The organism is Pseudomonas sp. 2725 (assembly GCF_050434585.1).
In the GTDB taxonomy this organism is placed as follows: Bacteria; Pseudomonadota; Gammaproteobacteria; order Pseudomonadales; family Pseudomonadaceae; genus Aquipseudomonas; species Aquipseudomonas jessenii.
In genome coordinates, this window is record NZ_JBNDIV010000002.1 from 498,722 (window position 1) to 515,812 (window position 17,091).

General features: G+C 59.0%; 17 protein-coding genes. 7 read left to right on the forward strand and 10 right to left on the reverse strand.

Annotation, left to right across the window (positions count from 1 at the left end; all coding sequences use genetic code 11):
- The first annotated feature begins 33 nt into the window (after window positions 1–33).
- Entirely contained in the window at window positions 34–1,050 is a 1,017-nt protein-coding gene (locus ABIE16_RS06510) for an AraC family transcriptional regulator (RefSeq protein WP_057716324.1), read from the forward strand.
- Between the two features lie 307 nt (window positions 1,051–1,357).
- On the opposite strand, the gene ABIE16_RS06515 is transcribed toward ABIE16_RS06510, so the two are convergent.
- From ABIE16_RS06515 to ABIE16_RS06545, 7 genes are all read right to left on the reverse strand, one after another.
- Window positions 1,358–2,368, reverse strand: coding sequence for a YeiH family protein (locus ABIE16_RS06515; protein ID WP_349733625.1), 1,011 nt, complete (start codon window positions 2,366–2,368; stop codon window positions 1,358–1,360).
- The gene (locus ABIE16_RS06520; protein ID WP_057716326.1) at window positions 2,365–2,691 is read right to left on the reverse strand and encodes a Rieske (2Fe-2S) protein; all 327 of its coding nucleotides are present in this window, start codon (window positions 2,689–2,691) and stop codon (window positions 2,365–2,367) included. Before ABIE16_RS06520 ends, ABIE16_RS06515 begins: the two co-directional genes overlap by 4 nt.
- Window positions 2,688–3,350: a DsbA family oxidoreductase gene (locus ABIE16_RS06525; RefSeq protein WP_154947348.1), complete on the reverse strand. Its 663-nt coding sequence runs from the start codon at window positions 3,348–3,350 to the stop codon at window positions 2,688–2,690. Before ABIE16_RS06525 ends, ABIE16_RS06520 begins: the two co-directional genes overlap by 4 nt.
- Entirely contained in the window at window positions 3,347–4,678 is a 1,332-nt protein-coding gene (locus ABIE16_RS06530) for an MFS transporter (RefSeq protein WP_057716328.1), read from the reverse strand. Before ABIE16_RS06530 ends, ABIE16_RS06525 begins: the two co-directional genes overlap by 4 nt.
- 92 nt (window positions 4,679–4,770) lie before the next feature.
- Window positions 4,771–5,823, reverse strand: a complete 1,053-nt coding sequence (locus ABIE16_RS06535; RefSeq protein WP_057716329.1) for a 3-keto-5-aminohexanoate cleavage protein — start codon at window positions 5,821–5,823, stop codon at window positions 4,771–4,773.
- Between the two features lie 115 nt (window positions 5,824–5,938).
- Window positions 5,939–6,787: a TauD/TfdA dioxygenase family protein gene (locus tag ABIE16_RS06540; protein ID WP_057716330.1), complete on the reverse strand. Its 849-nt coding sequence runs from the start codon at window positions 6,785–6,787 to the stop codon at window positions 5,939–5,941.
- 13 nt (window positions 6,788–6,800) lie between these two features.
- Window positions 6,801–7,781, reverse strand: coding sequence for a quinone oxidoreductase family protein (locus tag ABIE16_RS06545; protein WP_008050013.1), 981 nt, complete (start codon window positions 7,779–7,781; stop codon window positions 6,801–6,803).
- A 205-nt stretch (window positions 7,782–7,986) separates the two neighbouring features.
- Between ABIE16_RS06545 and ABIE16_RS06550 the strand changes: the two genes are divergently transcribed.
- Window positions 7,987–9,909 carry an alkaline phosphatase D family protein gene (locus ABIE16_RS06550; RefSeq protein WP_429520742.1) on the forward strand — a complete coding sequence of 641 codons (1,923 nt, stop codon included), beginning with the start codon at window positions 7,987–7,989 and terminating at the stop codon, window positions 9,907–9,909.
- Between the two features lie 209 nt (window positions 9,910–10,118).
- On the opposite strand, the gene ABIE16_RS06555 is transcribed toward ABIE16_RS06550, so the two are convergent.
- The gene (locus ABIE16_RS06555) at window positions 10,119–11,267 is read right to left on the reverse strand and encodes a hypothetical protein (protein WP_057716332.1); all 1,149 of its coding nucleotides are present in this window, start codon (window positions 11,265–11,267) and stop codon (window positions 10,119–10,121) included.
- Window positions 11,268–11,735: 468 nt separating this feature from the next.
- Here ABIE16_RS06555 and ABIE16_RS06560 point away from each other — a divergent pair, with 468 nt between their 5' ends.
- From ABIE16_RS06560 to ABIE16_RS06575, 4 genes are all read left to right on the forward strand, one after another.
- Entirely contained in the window at window positions 11,736–12,662 is a 927-nt protein-coding gene (locus tag ABIE16_RS06560) for a hypothetical protein (protein WP_218494969.1), read from the forward strand.
- Between the two features lie 252 nt (window positions 12,663–12,914).
- Window positions 12,915–13,406, forward strand: a complete 492-nt coding sequence (locus tag ABIE16_RS06565) for an adenylate kinase (RefSeq protein ID WP_218494968.1) — start codon at window positions 12,915–12,917, stop codon at window positions 13,404–13,406.
- 208 nt (window positions 13,407–13,614) lie between these two features.
- The gene (locus ABIE16_RS06570; RefSeq protein WP_057716335.1) at window positions 13,615–13,869 is read left to right on the forward strand and encodes a type II toxin-antitoxin system prevent-host-death family antitoxin; all 255 of its coding nucleotides are present in this window, start codon (window positions 13,615–13,617) and stop codon (window positions 13,867–13,869) included.
- Window positions 13,866–14,120, forward strand: coding sequence for a Txe/YoeB family addiction module toxin (locus ABIE16_RS06575; RefSeq protein WP_057716336.1), 255 nt, complete (start codon window positions 13,866–13,868; stop codon window positions 14,118–14,120). The genes ABIE16_RS06570 and ABIE16_RS06575 overlap by 4 nt, the downstream gene beginning before the upstream one ends.
- 8 nt (window positions 14,121–14,128) lie before the next feature.
- On the opposite strand, the gene ABIE16_RS06580 is transcribed toward ABIE16_RS06575, so the two are convergent.
- Window positions 14,129–15,304 carry an aspartate aminotransferase family protein gene (locus ABIE16_RS06580; RefSeq protein WP_429520743.1) on the reverse strand — a complete coding sequence of 392 codons (1,176 nt, stop codon included), beginning with the start codon at window positions 15,302–15,304 and terminating at the stop codon, window positions 14,129–14,131.
- 102 nt (window positions 15,305–15,406) lie between these two features.
- On the opposite strand from ABIE16_RS06580, the gene ABIE16_RS06585 reads away from it, so the two are divergent.
- Window positions 15,407–16,312: a LysR family transcriptional regulator gene (locus ABIE16_RS06585; protein ID WP_429520744.1), complete on the forward strand. Its 906-nt coding sequence runs from the start codon at window positions 15,407–15,409 to the stop codon at window positions 16,310–16,312.
- 46 nt (window positions 16,313–16,358) lie between these two features.
- Here ABIE16_RS06585 and msrA read toward each other — a convergent pair whose 3' ends face one another.
- The gene (gene msrA, locus ABIE16_RS06590; RefSeq protein ID WP_429520745.1) at window positions 16,359–17,066 is read right to left on the reverse strand and encodes a peptide-methionine (S)-S-oxide reductase MsrA; all 708 of its coding nucleotides are present in this window, start codon (window positions 17,064–17,066) and stop codon (window positions 16,359–16,361) included.
- Window positions 17,067–17,091: the final 25 nt, after the last annotated feature.

The window sequence follows — 17,091 nt, forward strand, 5'->3', positions numbered from 1 at the left end:
GCCAACCGCCATCGGCACAGGGAAGACTTTCGCATGACCAAGCTTGTTCGCGCCGCTGTCTTGACCAACTACCTGGAGGTCACCCAGTACCTGGGTTTCAACCCGCGCGACGTGCTGGCCGCAGTCGGCTTGAGCAGGGCCCAACTGCAAGCCCCTGAACACCGCATCCATATCGATGCCGCCGTCCGTTTGCTGGAAGACTCGGCCGCCGCCAGCGGCTGCCAGACCTTCGGCCTGAGCATGGCCGAATCGCGCCAGCTCTCGGACTTCGGCGTGGTCAGCCTGCTGCTCAGCCACCAGCGCACGCTGCGCGATGCCTTGCAGGTCGTAGTGGATTACCGGCACCTGATGAATGACTCGCTGGCCATCTTCATTGAGGAGGCCGGCAAGATGGTGATCATTCGCGAAGAGGTGGTCACCGAAACGCCGATGCCCAGCCGCCAGGCCACGGAGCTGGCCATCGGTGTAATGTTCCGGCTGTGCTCGGCCCTGCTGGGCTCACACTGGCATCCCTACAGCGTCAACTTCATGCACCAGCCACCGGACAACCTGCACCTGCATCGCCGGCTGTTCGGCTGCAACCTGGAGTTCGGCAGCGAGTTCAACGGCATCGTCTGCCCTGACATCAGCCTCGACATGACCAACCCCAACGCAGACCCGGCCATGGCCCGCTATGCCCAAGGCTACCTCGACTCGCTGCAGAACCACGAAGGCGCCTCGATGCTGTTCGAGGTGCGCAAGGCCATCTACCTGCTGCTGCCCATGGGACGCGCCACCATTGAGCAGGTGGCCCAGAGCCAGGGCATGAACGTGCGCACCCTGCAACGCCGCCTCAAGGACGACGGCTGCGCCTTCAACGACGTGATCAACGACGTGCGCCGCGACCTGGTGCTGCGTTACCTGGACAACCCCAACTACTCCCTCAGCCGCATTGCCGACATGCTCGGCTACTCGATGGCGAGCTCGTTTACCCGCTGGTTCATCAGCCAGTTCGGCATGCCGCCGGCGACGTGGCGTGCGCAGAAACAGGCTGGGGCGAAACCGTCCTGACAGCAGGGCAAAAAAAAACGGCGACTGCTGGTACAGTCGCCGAAAGCGCGAGATTGGAACTGCAATCCCTGTGGGAGCGGGCTTGCTCGCGATGGTCGTGAACGATGACGCGTAATACCAGATGCCCCGCGGTGCTCTTGGGTTTTTCGCGAGCAGGCTCGCTCCTACAGGGATCTACGCACATCCTGTAGGAGCGAGCTCGCTCGCGATGGTCGTGAACGATTACGCGTAAAACCAGATGCCCCGCGGTGCTCTTGGGTTTTTCGCGAGCAGGCTCGCTCCTACAGGTTTTGATCCTGGCCGATGTTCAGAGCCCCCAGCGCAGCAACAACAGCACCAGCACGACCAGGAACACCGTCTCCCCCACCATCAGCAGAATCGGCTTGATCCCGACCGCTGCCAGTTCGCGCAAGCGGGTCTTCATGCCCAGGGCACTGATGGAAATCACCAGGCACCAGCGCGACAGTTCGTTGACCGATCCCTGCACCGCAGGCGCTATCCATCCGGTGCTGTTGATGCAGGCCAGGATCAGAAAGCCGACGGCGAACCACGGCAACAGCGGCGGGCGCTTGCCGGTCGGATCGGCGCCCTGCATGCGGGTGATCATCGCCGCAGTGACGATCACCGGCAGCAGCATCGCAACGCGCATCAGCTTGACCACCGTGGCCGTGTCGCCGGTCTCGGTCGACATGCTGTAGCCGGCGCCGACCACCTGGGCCACGTCGTGGATCGTGGCGCCGAGGAACACACCCGCCACCTGCGGCGACAACTGCAGCCAGTTGGCGATCATCGGATAGACAATCATCGCCAGAGTCGACAACGCCGAAACGCCGATGACAGTGAACAGGGTCGCCCGCTCTTTCTGCGGATGGTTCGGCAGCGCCGCTGCCAGCGCCAAGGCCGCCGAAGCGCCACAGATGGCCGTCGCGCCGCCGGTGAGCATGCCGAACAGGCGCTGGAAGCCCAGGGCCTTGGCGGCGATCACAGACACGCTGATGGTCACCACTACCAGGATCACCACCAGTGCAATCGGCTTCCAGCCCAGCGCGGCCATTTGCTCCAGGGTGATGCGCATGCCCAGCAGCGCCACGCCGATGCGCAGCACGGTGCGGGCGGTGAACTCGATACCGGCCTTGCAGGGGCCGTCATCGGCGAGAAAATTCAGGGCCATGCCCAACAGCAAGGCAAACAGCATGACCGGCGCACCGTAGTGCTCGGACAAGAACGACGCGGCGGCCGCGACAATCAGACTGACGATAAACCCAGGTGCCAGTTCGCGCGTGCGACTATGGATACGGGTAAGAGCAATGGCGCTCATGGCGCGGACTCCTCGGATGCGATGACGATAAACGCCTGGCCGTCGATGATCTCGACCGGGTAGTTGGTGACTTTGACCTGCCTGGAGTTGAGCAGGTAGCCGCTGTGCAAATCGAAGCGCAAACCATGGGCGAGGCATTGAATCACCCGGCCTTCAAGACGCCCCCCGCATAGGGAAGAGCCCTGGTGCGGGCAGCTGTCGTCAATGGCAAACAACTGCCCGTCGACGTTGAACAGCGCCAGGCTTTTGTCTTCGAATTCGAACAGCGCCCGGCCTCCAGCCTGCGGGTGTTTGCCGGCTGGCACGGGAATGCGTCGGGTCATGCTGGCTGCCGCTCGCGATCACTTTCCTTGAGGGCTTCGGTCATGGCCGCGAGCAGCGCCTGAGCAGGTTGTGCGCCGATCACCGTCATGCGGTTGTCGAACTTGAAGCTCGGCACGCCACTGGTCGCGTCGGGGGATCCTTCAAACGGCGTGGCATCGCCCTTCAGGCAATCGAGCACCCCGTCCGGAGCGACGCCGCAGGAGCGGGCAATGGCAAGCAAGGTCTCACGGCAACCGAGGTTTTCGCGCCTCAGGAAATAAGCGGCGAACAGTCGCTCGAGCAACATTTCACGCTGACTGGCATTGCCCAGTGCGCTGGCACGCTCGAACAAGCGATGGGCGTCCGCGGTGTTGGGCATCGTCTCGATACGGCTGAGGTCGATGGCCAGTCCAACCGCCCCGGCAGCCTGCTGTACCTGATTCTGGCGCATGGTCATTGCGTCGGCATTGCCCAGGCGCTTGCGGTAGAAATCGGCGAAAGGTTCACCTTCTACCGGTATCTGGGGCAGCAACTGCACGCCATGCCACACCGTGGTGATCTGCACATCCGGGTGGCGACTGCGAAACTGCACCTGCGCATGCTCCAGTTGGCGTTTGCCGATCAGGCACCAGGGGCAGATAAAATCGAAAAACACATCAATACGTAAACGACGACTCACAACTTCACCTCTATCCCGGCTGCACTGACGGGCTCAGGCACGCTCTGACCCTCAAGCCGGGCGATATCTTTTTGGTAATGACACTTGGCATAGAAGAACACCGCTGCCGCCGCGAGGCTGACCAGTGGCACTAATTGGAAAGCGGCATGCAGGCCGATGAGGTCGGACACACGGCCAGTCAGGAACGGCCCGGGTGCCAGCCCCAGCAGGTTATTGGCCAGGGTCAGCGTGGCGAACGCCGTACCGTGGACGGAGTAATGGGTCAGGTTGGCAACCATCGCACCGGCGGGGCCGGTGGTGCCGGTGGCAATCGCCATGCCCAGACAGATCAGCGCCAGTTGCACAGGCCCTGCCGACAATGCGAACGCTGCCGACAGCAACAGGCAACTGCCCAGGCAAAAACCAATGGCCAGGCTGACCTTGCGCTCCGGCGAGTTCCGACACAGGCGATCGCTGAGCATGCCGCACAGGATCATCCCCGCACCGCTGCACAACACGATGACTGCCGCCATGCCACCGGCCTTGTCGGTAGGCATGTCGTAGTAGCGGTTGAGGTAGCTGGGAATCCACACCATCACCGTACCACCGACGAACAACTGCAAGCCGCTGGCGATGTAGGTCGACACCACCGAACGGCTGGACCACAGCGTGCGCAGCGGACGCTTGACCGCGGCAGCCGTCTTGTTCGCAATCTGCGCGGCACGTCGTGGCGCTATGCGCGCTTCCTTGACGATGAGCGGATAGAGCATCGCCAGCACCAGGCCAAACAGCGACATGCCGGCGAACGACCAGCGCCAGCCCAGCTTGGCGGCAATCGCACCGCCCAAAGCCATGCCCAACACCGAACCGAACATGCCGCCAGCCATGAAGGCACTGGCCAGGGTGGCCCGCATGTGTTTGGGGAACACCGAAATCACCACCGCGATGCCCACGCTGCCGTAGGCGGCTTCGCCGACGCCGACCATGAACCGCGCAATGAACATCTGCTGGTAGTCCTGAGCCAGCGCACAACCCAGGGTCGCTACGCTCCACAGGAAAGCCATCAGCGCCAGGCTCTTGACCCGACCGAAGCGGTCGGCCATCAACGACAGGGGAAATGTCAGCAGGCCGACCATCAGGGCAACGATGCCGCTAAGCAGACCCAGTTGTCCGTCGCTCAACGCCCACTCAGTCTTGAGCAGAGGGAATACCGCGTTCAGTACCTGACGCGACATGTAATCGGAAATCAACAGACCGAACGTCAGGGCAAAGACGATCCAGGCATATTGGCGCGCAACGCCGACTCCGCAGGAGTCGTCATCGTCAGCGGCTATTGGGTGAAAGGCCATGCAGCCTCCTCAAGAGCTTTGTTTTATTTTTCTTATCAAGCGTGTAACGGTCAGGCGGACGAGAGGTCACGGCCTCTCGCCCCGACCCTAGGTCAACCGCGTTGCGGTACACCTTTCTGCCCAGCCTTGCGGTTGGGGGCCATGCCGTTGGCCAACAGGGTTTCTTCGATGGTTTCGTACTGCACGCCGATGCGGTAGATCTCGCGGGCTTCTTTGCCGGTGGCGATTTCACGGCCCAGTTCATGGGCAATGCGCACGGTTTGCTGGATCTGTGCAACCGAGCCGAAACGATCGCCCTTGTGATCAATGATAGTGTCTTCATTGCCCACGCGCGGGTGCATGCCCATGGCCATCGACATGGTGTTGAACGGCATGACGTTCTTGAGCAGCGATTCGGAGGTCAGGGTGCAACCGTCCGGCGCGCGGTGGATGAAGTTGAAGAAGTTGAACGGGTTCGGGCCGTCGAAACCGCCGCCGATGCCGATCCAGGTCAGGTTCAGCGGGCCCTTGTAGATGCCCCTGCGCACCAGGCGCTCGAGGGTTTCCATGGCGTGCATGCCGGTCAACTGGAAGTGTGGCTGGATGCCGTTGTCCATCAGGCGCTTGAGGTGCTCGGCCACCCAGGCCGGACCTGCCGGTACGGTCATTTCGCTGTAGGCGGCGTGGATCAACGGGTTGTCCAGGGAGGTGCCCTTCAGGTACTCCGGATACAACAGCTCCATGATGTTCATTTGCGTGGTGTTGATCGCAACCGTGACCTGATCCGGTTTCGGCGTCAGCTCGGCCAGCATGTGGCGAGTGTCGTCGGACAGCCACTTGGCCGCTTCGCCATCGCTTTCCGGAGCGAAGGAAATCGAGCCGCCAACCTGGATGATCATGTCTGGCACGGCTTCACGCACACCGGCGATCAGCTCGTTGAACTTCGACAGGCGCTTGGAGCCCTTGCCGTCCAGTTCGCGCACATGCAGGTGCAGCACGGTGGCGCCGGCTTCATAGCATTCGACCGCTTTCTGGACTTGCTCATCCATGGTCAACGGGATGTCTTCCGGGAAGTCTTCCGGCATCCACTCCGGGCCGTACGGGGCCACGGTAATGACTACCTTTTCCATGTTTTCGGGGTGCAGGGAATCGTCGAAGAATTGCATGGTTAACTCCAGTTCTTATGCCAGTTCTTATGATTGTTCCGCCCACCCGGGGTCGTGCCGGGCAGACGTGTTTACGAGTGCGAATGCTGCGAGTGCGGATGCAGGTGGCGTTCGATCAGAACGTCTTGTCGCCGATAATCCCGGCACGCTCCATCTTGCGATGGCACGGCGGGTAATCCATGACGGCGTAGTGCTGGGTACTGCGGTTGTCCCAGATGGCGATGCTGTTGGGCTTCCAGCGCCAGCGCACCTGATACTCAGGGATGTACGCCTGGCTGATCAGGTAACGCAGCAACTCGCCGGCGCCGGGGTTGGCGTCCTGGCCGAAGCGCACCCGCTCAGGGGTGTGGTAGTTGCTGAAGTGGGTGGTGAAAGCGTTGACGAACAGCACCTTCTCGCCCGTTTCTGGATGGGTGCGCACCACCGGGTGTTCGGCGTCCGGGTACATCGCCTTGAGCGCCAGGCGTTTTTCAATCGGCATGGCGGCACCGAAGCTCGCTTCGATGCTGTGGCGGGCACGCAGGTCGGCGATCTTGACCTTTACGTCTTCCGGCAAGTTCGCATAGGCCTGGACCATGTTGGCCCACATGGTGTCGCCGCCCACTGGCGGGCATTCCACGCAACGCAGCACGCAGCCCATCGGCGGTGCTTCGCGCCAGGTGGCGTCGGTGTGCCAGGCGTTTTCATAGCGGTCCATCGGCTGGTCAGGATTCTTGTAGATCTGCACCAGCCCCGGATGCTCCGGATCACTGCCGGCCACCGGATGATCCTCCAGCTCGCCGAAGCGCCGGGCGAAGGCCACGTGCTCGGCGCGGGTGATGTCCTGATCACGCAGGAACACCACGCGGTGCTTGAGCAACTGGGCACGAATCTCGGCAAACAGACCATCGTCATGCACCGCGTCGGCCAGGTTGACGCCGATCAGTTCGGCGCCAATGCTGCAGGTCAATTGTTCGACTTTCATGGCTGGCCGCTCCTTAAACGACGAAAATCGATGAGCCGGTAGTCTTGCGCGATTCAAGGTCGCGATGAGCCTGCACGGCGTCCTGCAGGGCGTAGTGCTGGTTGATCTCGATCTTGATCCGGCCGCTGCCGACATGGTCGAACAACTCGCCGGCCAGGGCGGCTTTTTCCGCAGGGTCGCTGATGTAGTTGGCCAGGGCAGGACGGGTCAGGTACAGCGAACCTTTCATCGCCAGCATCACCGGGTCGAACGCCGGGATCGGGCCGGACGCGGTACCCACGCAGACCATCAGGCCACGGGGTTTCAACGAATCCAGCGAACCCATGAAGGTGTTTTTGCCAACGCTGTCGAACACCACGTTGACGCCCACGCCATCGGTCAGTTCGCGAACGCGAGCGGCGACGTCTTCATGGCTGTAATTGATCGTATGGTCACAACCGTGAGCCCGGGCGATTTCCGCTTTTTGCTCGGTCGAAACCGTGCCGATCACGTTCAGGCCCAGCAACTTGGCCCACTGCGAAACGATGAGACCGACACCGCCAGCGGCGGCATGCAACAGGATGCTGTCGCCCGGTTTGAAGTCGTAGATGCGGCGCATCAGGTACGAGGACGTCAGGCCACGCATGGTCATCGCGGCAGCGGTCTCGAAGCTGATGGTTTCCGGCAGCTTGATCAGCGGCGCGGCCGGGATCAGGCGCTCGGTGCTGTAAGCGCCGAGGGTGTTGAGGAAACCGGTATAGGTGACGCGATCACCGACCTCGACGTTGGTGACCCCTTCACCAACGGCCTGGACTACGCCAGAGGCCTCGACGCCCATACCGTTGGGCATCGGAATCGGGTAGGTACCGTTACGGAAATAGGTGTCGGCATAGTTCAGGCCAACCGCCACATGACGAAGGCGAACCTGGCCGGGACCGGGCTCGCCGACTTCGACGTCCTCATAACGTAGAACTTCGGGACCACCGGTTTCGTAGAAGCGTACGGCTTTGGCCATTTTTCTTATTCTCCAATCTGCAATATGGGCGTGTTGCATCGAATTGCGCTGATTGGACTGTAGGACGAGGCCTGTTGAGACGCTTCTCATCAGACGACAATGGCTTTTCATTTGGTGACAGGCAGAAACGGGATCGTTCTAGCCGGTCCCGTCGTCACCTGCGCTATCATCGCCCGCCTCGATTCCCCAAGAGCCTTGACCCCGGATGTCCGAAGCACTGCCACTGTCCAACGATCACCCAGCCCTGCCGCCGGTCCTGGCCGGCCCGCTGTTGCGGCGTCTTGAGCCCATGCGGCTGGTGCTGTGGCTGGTGGGTTCCCGGGCGCTGGCGCTGACCTTGCGTTTGCAGGGCGTCGGCGATATCCGACTCGATGCCGGGCAATGCACGGTGATTGCGGTGGGGGCTCATGCCTTTGTGCACTTGATCGATGTGCAACTCGATTGCGCCCTGCCCCGGGATGAATCGATCGACTATGACCTGCTGATCGATGGCACAGAAAAAGGCATCGCCGACTGGGCACCGCACCTGCTGTATGGCGATGCCCATTGCCCGAACTTCGTCCTGCGCGCACGGGTCGACCAGTTGCTGCACGGTTCTTGCCGCAAACCTCATCACCCGGCGACAGACGGCTTGCTGTGCGTCGACCGGTTGCTGGCCCAGGAACACGCGGCAAAGGACCGCCCGGCACTGCTGATGATGACTGGCGATCAGGTCTACGCCGACGATGTCGCGGGGCCGATGTTGCGGGCGATTCACGCCTTGATCGAGCGTCTGGGCCTGTTCGGGGAGCACCTCGAAGGCGCGGTGGTCAGCGACAGCGCCAGGCTCTACGAGCATCCGGCCAGTTACTACCACCGCGCGGATCTGCTGCCGGCACTGCAAAGCAATGAAACCCTGCGCGAGCGATTTTTCGGTGGCGCGCGCAAGCCGATTTTCACCAGCAGCAGCGCCGACAATCACCTGGTGACCTTCGCCGAAGTCATGGCCATGTACTTGTTGGTCTGGTCGCCAGTGCCCTGGACCCTGATCGCGCCCCAGGCACCGACGCTGACGCCGCAAAGGCTCAAGCGCTACGCCCTTGAGCAGACGCGCATCGATGCCTTCAAGGCAGGCCTTGGCAACGTCGCGCGGGCACTGGCGCATCTGCCGACGCTGATGATTTTCGACGACCACGACATCACCGATGACTGGAACCTTTCCGCGCAATGGGAAGAAACAGCCTACGGCCATCCGTTCTCCCGGCGCATCATCGGTAACGCGCTGCTGGCGTACATGTTGTGCCAGGGCTGGGGCAACAACCCGGATGCGTTCACTACCCTGCTGGAAAAGTCCGGAGCCTTGAGCGCCAGCGCACGCGACCTTCACCTCGACAGCACGGTTCAGGATGACTTGATCAGTGATCTGCTGAAGTTTCAGCACTGGCATTACGTGCTGCCAACCACCCCGGCCATGGTGGTGATCGACACCCGCACCCGGCGCTGGCGCAGCGAGATGAACCTCAAGCAGCCTTCCGGTTTGCTCGACTGGGAAGCCCTCAGCGAACTGCAACAGGAACTGCTGGACCACCCGAGTGCGATCATCGTTTCGCCGGCGCCGATCTTCGGCGTCAAACTGATTGAAACCGTGCAGCGGGTATTCAGCTGGTGCGGTTATCCACTGCTGGTGGACGCGGAAAACTGGATGGCCCATCGCGGCGCGGCACAGGTGATCCTGAACATTTTCCGCCACTCGCGCACCCCGGGTAACTACGTGGTGTTGTCGGGCGATGTGCACTATTCCTTCGTCTACGAAGTGCTGATCCGCCACCGCAAGGCCGGACCGCGCATCTGGCAGATCACCAGCAGCGGCATCAAGAATGAATTCCCGCCCAGCCTGCTCGAGTGGTTCGACCGCCTCAACCGCTGGCTGTACTCGCCACGCTCACCGTTGAACTGGCTGACCAAACGTCGACGCATGCGCATCGTGCCCCACGTGCCCGAACACGCCGAAGCGGGTGAGCGGCTATGGAACTCGGCGGGGATCGGCCAGGTGTATTTCAATGACCTGGGACAGCCGCAGACCATCTATCAGCACAATTCGAACGGCTCACCGAAGACCCGGATGATTGCGCCGGCAAGCGATGATTGAGGCAGAGAAGACACCACAAAAAACTGTGGAAGCGACGGTGCCGCGATCTGACCTGCTCCGGGCGGCGTACCGACGAATGCTGTCTGTCAGACTCTACAATTGTGACTGTCATACCGCCTTCGCAAGCAGGCTCGCACACACTGGATTTCTGGCGTATACACTTCTTGTGCTATTTCCAGATCCTGTGGGCCTGCTCGCGAAGAGGCCAGTTAAATATTGGGGGAATCCATTCTGTAACCCGCCCCCGGCGTACCTTCATGGAGTGCCACCTGAATTTTCGAATACAAGGCATTCGCCTCAGCAGTGGTGATTGATCGCGAACAATCACGCAGTACAACACGTAGTAGCACATTCTCCTGCCCCGGCAGCAATCCGAGGCGATCAATGGCCTGCAGAGGCAGTTCTGTGAACGCCCAGCGCCCTTTGATCTGCATTTCCTCGATCCAATCTGAACAATCGCCAGCTGCCTGCAACATCCTTTCAGTCAACACCTCCTCGCTCAGCCCCGGCGTTACCGCCAACGAAATATCTCGAGTAATCGAAGGCAACCGAGAGACGGCGCTCCACAGATTCAGATCATGCATCTGTGCCTGTACTCGTTCGTTCTGATCACGTAGCAAACGAATATCCGGGATGCCTTTGCGCAGCATGGTCAAGCGATCCAATCCCATTCCCAGCGCCAGTCCTCCATGACGCAAAGGATCGATCTTCAGTCGCTCCAATAATGATTTGGCAATTCGACCGCACTCCAGAACCTCTACCGGGACGCCGTCATTCAACAGGTTTACTTCGATCCCGCCCTCAGTGTAGTGATGCGGACTATCACTGTAGATCCAAGGCATATCTGGCACGGCAGATTTGAGGATATCGCCGACCAAGCAAAGTAAATGCTCATGCGTTGACAAATCAGGATCACCGAGCACCCAGATATCCATCTGATGGGGTTCCGCACAATGCCAACGATCCCGGCTGTCGCGACGAAAAGTGATACCAGGCGCGGCCAATAATATTGACTGCCCCGGTTGCCGTAGCTGGGCAGCTCGCTGAAGCGCTGCTGGAATTTGACTGGTGGTTTGCGTTCGCAGCAACGAACACTCATCGACCCAGCGGGTGTGTGCACTTCCGAGGGTGATTTCTGCTGGGTCATAACCGAGCAATCCGTAGTTTTCTTCAGCTGAGACAATTCTCGGCCCCGTCTGCACTTGCGCTTGTGGCCAGCCTTTATCCGTTAATCCTTGAAGGACCTCCTTGAGTAATAATCGAATGGCGTGATCGGGTGCAGCGGGTTCTGTTAGATCAGCCAGTAACAAGGCTTGGTGTACGGACGTATCCGTCAGATATTTCTTTGATTCCTGCACTAAACAACCCCCTTATTAACAATTGAATGTAGCCCCCCGTAAAAAGAGCCCCGTAGACCAACCTAACGATTTCAGATCGTCCATCACAACCAAACTCGGTGAAAAACTAAATTTTCAGAAGAGGACTACAGCCGCTACTTACACAAACAACCAAGAGTCTCTTACAAGACACCTCACAAGCTTCATTAGTTCTAAAAAAACCTCAAGCAACCTATTTAATACATCAAAAAAATCTGTATTAATTATTTCGCCCCCTCAGGACCACCAGGGAGCACAAAACCAACAAAATGAAAAAAAGGACGATCAAATGAAAAAGAAAAATGTCGTTAAAGAAAAGCTCACCCGCATAACTTCCGGCCCGGAAAATTTTGGCTGGGCGCCGTTAGCTTGGGCTCATACTGAAGAGTAAATGATGAAAATGGGCGTCAAGATCGCTCTTGCCGCCCACCGACAAAAAAGGAGGTTCCAATGTTATCCAGAACGATGATAACAACGCTCTTTGGTCAAGAAGAGCCTTCCATAATTGCGGACTTTGGGGAGTTCCTCCAAGAGTGCTCTAATTTAGGATTCAAGACACTCAACATTTCTGACATCGACAGACTCCCCAAAAACAGCATCATCTTTTCATTCACTAATGATGCAGCGAAAAAGACATTTGAAATTGCGAAAAATACCAAACACAAAAAAAGCATCTTTTGTGCAACACAAGTATTCGAGCCTACTTTAAAAGCAGCACTTTATAGTTTGAATCTGTTATTGATAAGCGACTTTCAACGAGCGCTAAGCACACAAAGACGTGTACTGAACATGCTCAATTCACACAACTCATTTTTCTTGACCGGAAATGACGCTGACGCGCAAATAACGATAGCCCCTCACGCTCAGCCTTATGCTTTGATTACCGAGGATATAGAAAACGATTTCATTCAGTCCGTGGCGGAGTTTTTTGAAGTCCATTATGCTCACATGAAGCCACAAGAGCCGAGTCCGTTTTCCTTTCACGGAGCATTAAAAATATCCGGAATACTTACAGTTCTTAGAAGACCCAACCCAGCTTTACCAGAAGGCTTAAATATTTCTTTAAAATGGTTGAGTGATCGCATATCTGAAGAAGGCGCACTATTGACCATTGAAGACAACACAATCACCTCACTGAAAACAAATGGCAATGAACACATAAAACTATTGGATCTTGCAGCAGGACCTAGAGGCCTCAAGCTGACTGAGTTTGCTATTGGAGTAAACGAAACAATCGCAAATAGCATTGACTACAAAATCAACTCTCAATTAAACGAAGGAATTAATGGCGTTCATATAGCAATTGGGGACGGTTCCTCTGGCTATCACATAGATTTCCTGAGCCCAGCAGTAAAGGTAAGCCCAACTCACAACTGAGCCAACCTAATCGCTCTCACTACAACCACCCACATCACGGCGATGTCTAAAAACTGACACTATAAAAGGGCTTACAGAAATGATGAGCAGTGACGCACGGCAAGTTACCGATGGACCTCAAGGCGCACAGGCCGGCAGATTCTGGTGTACCTGCAGGCTTGCCCGCGATAAGACCAGCACATCCAGCATCAATGCTGACTGAAGCACCGCTTTCGCGAGCAGGTTCACACCCACAATTGATCGGTGTCTCTCATGAACCTCACCCGAACCTTGATCATCGGCAACTCCGGCTCGGGCAAGAGCTGGCTGGCGCAGCGGCTGGCCGAGCAATTGAGTGTGCCCTGGACCGATCTCGACCGGATTCACTGGCTGTCCGACGAACACAGCATCCCCCGCCCCCGAAATGAAGCGCTGGGAATGGCGCGGATCGCTGCCGATGAGGAGCGCTGGGTGATCGAAGGGGGTTACGGCTGGATCGTCAGTGAAATCCTGCCACGAGCGACTGCGCTGATCTGGCTGAGTGTAGGGGACGAGGAATGCGTGGCCAACATTCGACAACGCGAGGGCGGGCGCGATGAACAGGACCTGTTGCTTATCGCCTTGCTGGAGTGGGCGGGCAGTTATCGCCAGCGGCTGGGGTCCAGTGGGTTTGCGGCGCATCAGCAACTGTTCGAGGGGTTTTGCGGTGCGAAAATCCGGCTGGAAGACCGGGAGGAAATCACCGCACTAGCTCGTCACTCGTAAGTATCCGGAGCTGTGGTCTGACACAAACCTGATGGATGGCATGTAGCTCAGAATGGGATTACACCTGTCTCGGAAACGTCCTGAAGAACATTCGGCGATACTTGATACAAATGTGGATGCACTTTCTACGTAACAACCACTCGTAGGTATCGCCTTGCTAATATGTACTCATTTCTGTACGTTCTCTGCATCAAGCGAGGACAAACACATGGAAACCATCAACTACACCAACGCTCGGGCACATCTGGCGCAAACCATGGACCGGGTGAATGAAGATCGCGCCCCGCTACTGGTAACTCGTCAGAAAGGCGAGCCGGTAGTGATGATGTCATTGGCCGAATACAACGCTCTCGAAGAGACCGCCTATCTGCTCCGTTCCCCAGCCAATGCTGAACGCTTGATCAAATCAATCGGTAACCTGCGAGCCGGCAAAACCAAAGCCAGGCAACTGATTGAAGAATGAATATCGAGTTCACCCCTGAAGCCTGGGACGATTATCTCTGGTTCCAGCAGAACGATAAGGCAGGGCTCAAGCGTATCAACCTGTTGATCAAAGCTATCCAACGTGAGCCTTTCGACGGCCTTGGAAAACCCGAACCGCTCAAGCATAACTTGAGCGGGTTCTGGTCACGCCGGATTACGGCTGAGCATCGTCTGGTCTACGCCATTGAAGACGGAGAAATACACGTCGTGATGTGCAGATACCATTACTGAGCAGAACCTCAGCCAGCGTTCACGACCCGACACACCCCCCTGACAATCATCTCCACTTCCCGCTCATCGATGGTCAGCGGCGGCAGCAGGCGAATGGTTTTCCCCCGCGTGACATTGATCAGCAAGCCATGATCCCGGGCGGCGATCAGGCTCAGGTCGCGGATCGGTTGCTTGAGTTCGATGCCGATCATCAGGCCCTGGCCGCGTATTTGCGAGACGTTCGGGTTGCCCGCCAGTTCTGTGCGCAATCTTTCGAGCAGGCGCGCCCCCTGAAGCCGGGCGTTTTCCAGCAGCCCTTGTTCTTCGACGATCTCCAGCACGGTGCATCCGACCCGGCAGGCCAGCGGATTACCGCCGAACGTGCTGCCGTGGCTGCCCGGCGTGAACAGTTCGGCCGCCTTGCCACGGGCCAGGCAAGCGCCGATGGGCACGCCATTGCCCAGGCCTTTGGCCAAGGTCATGACGTCCGGGACGATGCCTTCGTGCTGGAACGCGAACCACTGGCCGGTGCGACCGATGCCGGTCTGGATTTCATCGAGCATCATCAGCCATGAGCGCCGGTTGCACAGTTCCCGCACGGCCTTGAGATAGCCCGGCGGCGCCAGTTGCACGCCGCTTTCGCCCTGGATCGGCTCCATCAGGATCGCCACGATCCGCGAGCCAAAGGCCTGTTGCACCTTGTCCAGCGCGCCGAGATCGCCGAACGGCACTTTGACGAAATCCCCCGGCAGCTTGTTGAAACCCAGGCGCACGGCCGGGCCATCGCTGGCAGACAAGGTGCCGAGGGTGCGGCCATGGAACGCATTCTCCATGACCACTACCAGCGGCTGCTCGATACCCTTGTGCCATCCATGCAGCCGGGCGATTTTCAGTGCGGTTTCGTTGGCTTCGGCCCCGGAGTTGTTGAAAAACGCCCGGTCCATGCCCGCCAGCTGCGTCAGTTTCTGCGCCAGCCGTTGCTGCCAGTCGATGCTGTAGAGGTTCGAGGTGTGCAGCAGCAACCCGGCCTGCTCGGTAATGGCGGCAACGATTTTCGGATGGGAGTGGCCGACGTTGGTCACCGCCACACCGGCGACCGCATCCAGGTATTCGCGACCGGCCTGATCCCATAGGCGAGTGCCCAGGCCCTTGTTGAAACTCAAGGCCAGGGGTTGGTAAGTGCTCATCAGGCAGGCGGCGGTCATGACATCAAGCTCCAGCAAGGGTCGGTGTTTTTGCAGTATGGTTAGCCACCAGAGCTGGATAAACACCGTAAAACTTCAATCATTTAAAAGCAGAGCTTGATAATGGATTTATTCCAGGCAATGACCGTCTACGTGAAAGTGGTGGAGACCGGCAGCATGACCGCCGCCGCCTTGCAGTGTGAAATGTCCACGACCATGGTCGGCAATCACCTCAAGGCCCTGGAGCAACGGCTTGGTGTTCGCCTGCTCAACCGCACGACGCGGCGCCAGCGGCTGACCGAGTTCGGCGCCGCGTATTACCAGCGCTGCCTGGAAGTGCTGGGGTTGGTGGCCGATTCCGAGCGACTGGCCGAGCAGGCTCTGGACGAACCGAGCGGCACCTTGCGCATCACCGCGCCCCTGACCTTCGGGACCGAGCGCCTGGCCCCGGCACTGAGTGAGTTCAGCCGGCAAAACCCGCGGGTGAAACTTGACGTGGTGCTGACCAACCGACGCCCGGATCTGCTGGAAAACGGCCTCGATGTAGCGTTTCGCCTTGGGGCGCTGGAGCCCTCCAACCTGATCGCCCGCCCGCTAATCGACTACACCCTGACCATGTGTGCGTCACCGGACTACCTGGCCCGTCGCGGCACTCCGCAAACACCTGAAGACCTGCGCTATCACGACTGCCTGTCCTTTGCCTATCCGGCCGGAGATGACTGGCAATCGGTGCAAAAGGAATGGCGCCTGGCCGGTCCCGATGGCGAAGTCAGCGTGGGGGTCGGCGGGCCGATGCTGATCAACAGTTCCGCCGGACTGCATCAAGCGGCGCGCACCGGCATGGGCATCGTGATGATGCCCGACGCCTTGGTCGAGCAGGACCTCAAGGACGGAAAGCTGTTGGCCTTGATGCCCGATTACTGTCCGCCCAGCCGGCCGATGCACCTGGTCTATGCCCAGGATCGCCACCGTTTGCCGAAGTTGCGCCGTTTCGTCGAATTCGCCATGCAGCTGTGGGGCAAGCACTGATCCGCTGACCGACGATTCAGTGCCAGGGTCGTCGATTCCCCATTCACTACATCCCCGCCTTCACCAGCACCGGCTGTTCCTGATAACGATCCGGGTACAGCTGTTTCAACTGCGCGACCTTCGGCAAATCGTTGATCACGATGTACGGATAGGTCGGATGTTCGGTCAGGAAATCCTGGTGTTCTTCCTCCGCCGGGTAGAAACCGTTGAAGGTTTCGAGTTTGGTCACGATCGGTTTGTCGAAGACATGCGCGGCATCGAGCTGGGTGATATAGGCCTGTGCGACCCGCTGCTGCTCAGCGTTTTTGGTAAAGATCGCCGAGCGGTACTGGGTGCCGCTGTCCGGGCCCTGGCGGTTGAGTTCGGTCGGGTTGTGCGCCACTGAAAAGTAGATCTGCAGCAAAGTGCCGTAACTGACCTGGGCTGGATCGAACGTGACTTCGACCGACTCCGCATGGCCGGTATTGCCGTTGCTGACGCGCTCGTATTGCGCGGTATTGGCCGCCCCGCCCGCGTAGCCGGAGACGGCGTTCTTCACGCCTTTGACATGCTGGAACACCCCTTGGACGCCCCAGAAGCAGCCGCCGGCGAACACCGCGGTTTCGCTGCGGGCCTGGGTGCTTTCATCAAGGGCCGGCGGTGGAAGGATGACCGCCTTTTCGGCACCGCCGAAAGAGAAGGCCGAGCATTGGCTGATGATGCCGGCAGCCGCCAGCCCCAGCAGGATACGGCGCCAGGTAAAGAGTGTTTTCATGGGGCGAACTCCTGAAGCGTTGAAC

Bases quoted from the DNA above. Each gene is read 5' to 3' on its own strand.
- ABIE16_RS06515 (WP_349733625.1), bottom strand. From the start codon at position 2,368: ATGAGCGCCATTGCTCTTACCCGTATCCATAGTCGCACGCGCGAACTG.
- ABIE16_RS06540 (WP_057716330.1), bottom strand. From the start codon at position 6,787: ATGAAAGTCGAACAATTGACCTGCAGCATTGGCGCCGAACTGATCGGC.
- ABIE16_RS06575 (WP_057716336.1), top strand. From the start codon at position 13,866: ATGAATATCGAGTTCACCCCTGAAGCCTGGGACGATTATCTCTGGTTC.
- ABIE16_RS06565 (WP_218494968.1), top strand. From the start codon at position 12,915: ATGAACCTCACCCGAACCTTGATCATCGGCAACTCCGGCTCGGGCAAG.
- ABIE16_RS06550 (WP_429520742.1), top strand. From the start codon at position 7,987: ATGTCCGAAGCACTGCCACTGTCCAACGATCACCCAGCCCTGCCGCCG.
- ABIE16_RS06510 (WP_057716324.1), top strand. From the start codon at position 34: ATGACCAAGCTTGTTCGCGCCGCTGTCTTGACCAACTACCTGGAGGTC.
- ABIE16_RS06535 (WP_057716329.1), bottom strand. From the start codon at position 5,823: ATGCAATTCTTCGACGATTCCCTGCACCCCGAAAACATGGAAAAGGTA.
- ABIE16_RS06560 (WP_218494969.1), top strand. From the start codon at position 11,736: ATGTTATCCAGAACGATGATAACAACGCTCTTTGGTCAAGAAGAGCCT.
- ABIE16_RS06520 (WP_057716326.1), bottom strand. From the start codon at position 2,691: ATGACCCGACGCATTCCCGTGCCAGCCGGCAAACACCCGCAGGCTGGA.
- msrA (WP_429520745.1), bottom strand. From the start codon at position 17,066: ATGAAAACACTCTTTACCTGGCGCCGTATCCTGCTGGGGCTGGCGGCT.
- ABIE16_RS06580 (WP_429520743.1), bottom strand. From the start codon at position 15,304: ATGACCGCCGCCTGCCTGATGAGCACTTACCAACCCCTGGCCTTGAGT.
- ABIE16_RS06530 (WP_057716328.1), bottom strand. From the start codon at position 4,678: ATGGCCTTTCACCCAATAGCCGCTGACGATGACGACTCCTGCGGAGTC.
- ABIE16_RS06570 (WP_057716335.1), top strand. From the start codon at position 13,615: ATGGAAACCATCAACTACACCAACGCTCGGGCACATCTGGCGCAAACC.
- ABIE16_RS06585 (WP_429520744.1), top strand. From the start codon at position 15,407: ATGGATTTATTCCAGGCAATGACCGTCTACGTGAAAGTGGTGGAGACC.
- ABIE16_RS06545 (WP_008050013.1), bottom strand. From the start codon at position 7,781: ATGGCCAAAGCCGTACGCTTCTACGAAACCGGTGGTCCCGAAGTTCTA.